Raw genomic sequence first — 4,911 nt, forward strand, 5'->3', positions numbered from 1 at the left:
GGGCGGTAGCCAGCGGCATGCCCCGCGAGCACGTCGCGCAGGAGTTCGGTGTATCGCAGACCACCATCAAGCGCGCCGTGCGCGGTGCCCGCTCCACCCCGGTCCCGGCCGTCCATCCTGCACTGCTGAAGGGATACGCACGCGCATGAACGAGAGCGAGCTGCTGGCCGGCGTGCCGGACTGGGCCAAGTACCTGGGCGGCACGTCCGGGGTATTGATTGCAGTCTCATTGTGGCTGCGGCAATGGTTGTCGTCGGCCAAGGTCGACCGCACCGCCGATGAAGCCACCAGCAACACCCTGCGCACCCTGCAGGAACAGCTGGCCGCGGAACGCACACGCGCAGATGGGCTGATGCACGAGCGCGAAGCCATGGCCCAGGAGATCGGCCAGCTGCGTGGTGAAGTCAGCGCCCTGCGCGCACAGATCGCCCAGCAGAGCGTGCAGATCGATGCGCTGCTGGACCTGGTGCGTAAACGGTCGGGAGCAGCCGCATGACCGCCGCCGCAGCGAGCGCCCTCGGCGGCGCCAACGTGGCCGCGTTCCTGGACATGCTGGCCGTATCCGAAGGCACCGACATTCCCGGCCAGCGCTCCCGCAATCGTGGCTACGACGTGATCGTCGGCGGCCAGCTGTTCAACGACCATCGCGACCATCCACGCGTACTGGTGTCGCTGCCCCGCTACGGCATCAAGTCCAGCGCCGCCGGCCGCTACCAGTTCCTGCGCAGTACCTGGGACGACCTGCGTGCACGCCTGGACCTGCCGGACTTCGGCCCGGTATCGCAGGACCGCGCCGCGGTAGCGCTGCTCAAGCAGTGCGGTGCCTACGATCTGATCCGCCTGGGCCGATTCGATGCTGCTGTCGCCGCCGCCCGGCGCATCTGGGCGTCGCTGCCGGGCGCCGGCTACGGGCAGAAGGAGCATGCGCTGGAAACGCTGCGCGCCTCCTATCGCGCCGCTGGCGGGCTCCTGCAGTGATGCCGATACCGCTGAGGCTGCGCATCGTGCTGCTGGGCCTGGTTGCCAGCCACGCGTGCTGCGCCTGGCTGGGCTGGGAGATCCGCGACCGCAACGCGGATCTCGCCGCCATGCGCTTACAGGCCGCGCAGGAGACCGGTCGTGCCGACACCGCGCTCGTCGCGCGCCAGCAGGACCAGACCAACGCACAGGCCGGTGCACAGGCTGAATCACAGCACTTGGCCTTGCAGTCCGTGCGCACCCAGCAGTTCACCACCCTGCAACAGGACATCGAGACCCATGCCAAGAACCCTGGCCGCGACCGCGGCGATGCTGATGCTGAGTTCGTGCGCATCTGGCGCGAAGCCAACTCCGGCCACCCTCTTCGTCCCTGATCTCAGCATCGCACCGGCACAACTGCGCGCGCCGCTGGATCTGCCCGATCTGCAGGCTGYCGACGACGACGCGCTGCTGCGCAACCACGTTGCCGTGGCGCGCCAGTACCACGAACTGGCCGACCAGATGCGCGCCCTGCTGTGCAGCCTCGGCAGCCAGCACGGCTTCACCATCAATGGTGCAGCACCGCTGACGCCTGCCGGTTGCATCCCCGCGGGCAACACCAGACATCGCGGCCCACACGAGCACTGAGCGGGCCAGTCACGGCCACGCGTGCAATGTCCCGCGCCCCGGGCAATGGCAACACTGCTTGCAGAAAGCGCGTGCTGCGACCAGTCGCGTTCTTCCTTCCATTCATCGCATGAGCTGACATGGCAACCGATACCCCTTCCTCCACCTTCGACGCGCTGCACGCCGCCATCGAAGCGGCGATCCGAACACACTTTGCGGACTTCGCCACCGTCGAGTTCTATCGCGACGCCAACAGTGGTGCGCCGCCCACGCCCGCCTGCCTGCTGGCGATGACCCGCTGTGATCGCGGCAAGGACAGCGATGATGGCAGCGGCCAACTGCAGGCCGTGCTGCGCTTTGAAGCACGCATCTCCGTGCATTCCGCGGCAGCCGATTCTGCCCTGCAGCTGCGCCGGATCGCTGTAAACCTCGCCACCTGGCTGCATCAGCTCGGCCGCTTTCCGGGTGCGCCCAGTGGCGCGATCGAGGTGATCGCAGCGCTTCCAGAGGATGCCGCAGCGGCGCAGCCCGACCTGCGCACGTGGATCGTGGAATGGTCAGTGCCCCTCGCGCTGGGCGGCAATGCCTGGGAGGACGGCGATGGCGTGGTACCGCACGCGTCGTACAGCTTCGCACCGGAGATCGGCCGGGCCCATGAGCGGCGCTACCAGCCGCTCGCGGAGGACACGCCATGAGCGCTGAACACGCCCGGCTGATCGGCAACCTGTTGATGATCGGCGTCGTGCGCGAACTTGATGAAGCCGGCGGCCGCGTGCGCGTCGATGCTGACGGCATGCTCACCGATTGGATTCCCTGGCTGGAACGCCGTGCGGGATCAGGCGTGCGCAGCTGGTGCGCACCGGAGCCCGGCGAACAGGTGGTGCTGGCATGCCCGTATGGCGACCCCGGCCAGGCCCTGGTGCTCGGCAGCCTGTACCAGGATCGCTTTCCCGCACCGGCCGACACACGYCAGCTGCAGCGCACGCAGTACGCCGACGGCAGCCTCGTCGAGTACGACCGCGAAACCACCACGCTGACCATCACCGTTGGCAGCGGCAAGGTCATCGTCAACTGCGCAAACGCGGAAGTGCATGCCAGCGAATCGGTGTTGCTCGACACGCCGGCGCTCAAGGCCACCGGCGATCTGGACGTCACCGGTGCCATCACAGCGGGCAAGGACATCAGCACATCGGCCGATGTCAAAGCCGGCGCCATCAGCCTGAAGTCGCACAAACACACCGCCCAGGGCCCGACCGCACCCACCACGCCTGCACAGCCGTGATGGGCCATCGCTGCAATGCCCTGAAAACCCGTACTCCACGACGATAGAGACCATGCGAGGAATCGACGCCAACACCGGCAAATCCCTGGATGGGCTGGCCCATCTGCACCAGTCCGTGCGTGACGTTCTCACCACACCCCTTGGCTCCCGCGTCCTGCGCCGCGAGTACGGCTCGCGCATCTTCGAACTGATCGATGCGCCGACCAACCGCTCCCTGCGCATGGACCTGATCGCGGCCACCGTCGACGCACTCGCGCGATGGGAACCGCGTCTCCACGTCGAGAACGTCGACGTCTCCCTCCCCGCCCCCGGCGTGATGATCCTGGCAGTGACCGGGATCCACCTGCCCGATGGCGAGGCCATCACCATCGAAGGAATCGAGGTTCGCTAACCGTGGCATCCGGCTCGTTCACCAGTGTCAATCTCTCCCAGCTGCCAGCCCCGGCGGTCATCGAAGTGCTCGATTTCGAAGCCATGTTCGATGAGTCGCTGACGGCATTGCAGGCCCTGGACCCCACGTTCGACGCGCTGCTGCCGTCGGACCCCGCCTTCAAGATCCTCGAAGTCTGCACCTACCTGCGCCTGCTCGACCGCCAGCGCGTCAACGATGCCGCGCGCGGTGTCATGCTCGCCTATGCGGTGGGCAGCGATCTGGATCAGCTGGCGGCAATCTTCGGCATCACACGCCTGGTGCTCGATCYGGGCAAGCCACAGGAAGGCATCCTTCCCCGCTACGAGAACGACGAGGACTTCCGTCGCCGCATCCAGCTCGGACCGGAAGGCTTCAGCGTGGCAGGACCGGAAGGTGCCTATGTGTTCCATGCGCTGAGCGCGGATCCGCGCGTGCTGGACGCCAGCGCTACCAGCAGCACGCCTGGTGAAGTAGTGGTGTCGGTGCTGTCGCGTGAAGCCGACGGCACCGCCACCCAGGGCTTGCTCGACGTGGTGGAGGCGAAGCTGAGCGCGGATGACGTGCGCCCGTTGACCGATCACGTGCTGGTAAAACCGGCGACAATCATCAAGTACGCTGTCGCCGCTACGCTGTACACCTTCGCTGGACCCGACTCGCAGGTCGTGCTGGCCGAAGCGCGCACGCGCCTGGACCGCTACATCGTCGAATCGCATCGGCTCGGCCGGGACGTGACCCGCTCCGGGTTGTTCGCAGCATTGCATGCCGAAGGCGTACAACGCGTGGTGATCGACAGCCCCGCTGCGGACGTGGTGGTGGACCGCACCCAGGCCACGTACTGCACCGCCGTCACGCTGGCGCATGGTGGCAACGATGAGTGAGGTCACCACGCGCCTGGTCAATGCGCGTCTGCGTGGCGCGGTTGATGGGAATAACCAGGTATTCCGCCATCCCGGCGGCATGCTGGCAACGGTGCAGGCCGTGTATCGCACGGACGCGCAGGGACGCCGGCGCCTGAACGATGTTTCCATCACCGGTGGCGTGGTTACGCTCGCAACCGCCCCTGCCCCTGGCGTGATCATCGACGCCGACGCACAGGTCCGGGTGCCGTCATCGGCCAACCTGCTGCCGCCCAATGCCACCCATGCCGAGCGCGCACTGTCGCGGGCGATCGTTGCCCGCCCGCTGCCGGTGGACATCACCGCCCTGTGGGACGCCGATCGCTGCCCGGCCGCGTTGCTGCCCTGGCTGGCATGGGCGCTCTCGGTGGACGAATGGAAGGCGTACTGGCCCGAACCGGTCAAGCGCGCCCGCGTGCGTGCGGCGATCGCCATCCAGCGCCGCAAGGGCACGGCGGGCAGCGTCCGCGATGTGGTTGCTGCGTTCGGTGGTTCTGTACTGATCCGCGAGTGGTGGCAGCTGCAACCGAAGGGACCACCGCACACCTTCGAAGCGGTGATGACCATCGCCAACCAGGGCGGCACGTCGGCCACCGCCATGTTCGTCGACGACGTCATCGGCGAGATCACCCGCACCAAGCCGGTGCGATCGCACTTCACCTTCACCCAGGGCATGCAGGCCGACGCAGCAATCGGCGCGCTTGCAGCCGCACACGCCACGGCCTTCCGCCGCATCC

Annotated in this window: 9 protein-coding genes; all 9 read left to right on the top strand. The window is 67.3% G+C overall.

The window, feature by feature from the left end:
• The first annotated feature begins 145 nt into the window (after positions 1-145).
• Entirely contained in the window at positions 146-496 is a 351-nt protein-coding gene (locus AB4Y84_RS13130) for a hypothetical protein (RefSeq protein WP_223494379.1), read from the top strand.
• Positions 493-978, top strand: coding sequence for a glycoside hydrolase family 24 protein (locus AB4Y84_RS13135; protein WP_223494378.1), 486 nt, complete (start codon positions 493-495; stop codon positions 976-978). Before AB4Y84_RS13130 ends, AB4Y84_RS13135 begins: the two co-directional genes overlap by 4 nt.
• Positions 979-1,004: 26 nt before the next feature.
• Entirely contained in the window at positions 1,005-1,352 is a 348-nt protein-coding gene (locus AB4Y84_RS13140; RefSeq protein WP_442243906.1) for a hypothetical protein, read from the top strand.
• Between the two features lie 94 nt (positions 1,353-1,446).
• The gene (locus AB4Y84_RS13145; RefSeq protein WP_442250251.1) at positions 1,447-1,605 is read left to right on the top strand and encodes a hypothetical protein; all 159 of its coding nucleotides are present in this window, start codon (positions 1,447-1,449) and stop codon (positions 1,603-1,605) included.
• A 119-nt stretch (positions 1,606-1,724) separates the two neighbouring features.
• Positions 1,725-2,279: a hypothetical protein gene (locus tag AB4Y84_RS13150; RefSeq protein WP_312786201.1), complete on the top strand. Its 555-nt coding sequence runs from the start codon at positions 1,725-1,727 to the stop codon at positions 2,277-2,279.
• Entirely contained in the window at positions 2,276-2,866 is a 591-nt protein-coding gene (locus AB4Y84_RS13155; protein WP_442243908.1) for a phage baseplate assembly protein V, read from the top strand. The genes AB4Y84_RS13150 and AB4Y84_RS13155 overlap by 4 nt, the downstream gene beginning before the upstream one ends.
• A gap of 52 nt (positions 2,867-2,918) precedes the next feature.
• Positions 2,919-3,257, top strand: coding sequence for a GPW/gp25 family protein (locus tag AB4Y84_RS13160; protein ID WP_089239202.1), 339 nt, complete (start codon positions 2,919-2,921; stop codon positions 3,255-3,257).
• A gap of 2 nt (positions 3,258-3,259) precedes the next feature.
• On the top strand, positions 3,260-4,156 hold the full coding sequence (locus tag AB4Y84_RS13165; protein ID WP_442250252.1) for a baseplate assembly protein: 897 nt from the start codon (positions 3,260-3,262) through the stop codon (positions 4,154-4,156).
• On the top strand, positions 4,149-4,911 hold a 763-nt coding region (locus AB4Y84_RS13170), incomplete at its 3' end, for a phage tail protein I (protein WP_442250253.1). The genes AB4Y84_RS13165 and AB4Y84_RS13170, both read left to right, overlap by 8 nt.

The sequence above is a fragment of the Stenotrophomonas sp. 2YAF22 genome (assembly GCF_052114665.1).
Lineage (GTDB): Bacteria > Pseudomonadota > Gammaproteobacteria > Xanthomonadales > Xanthomonadaceae > Stenotrophomonas > Stenotrophomonas indicatrix.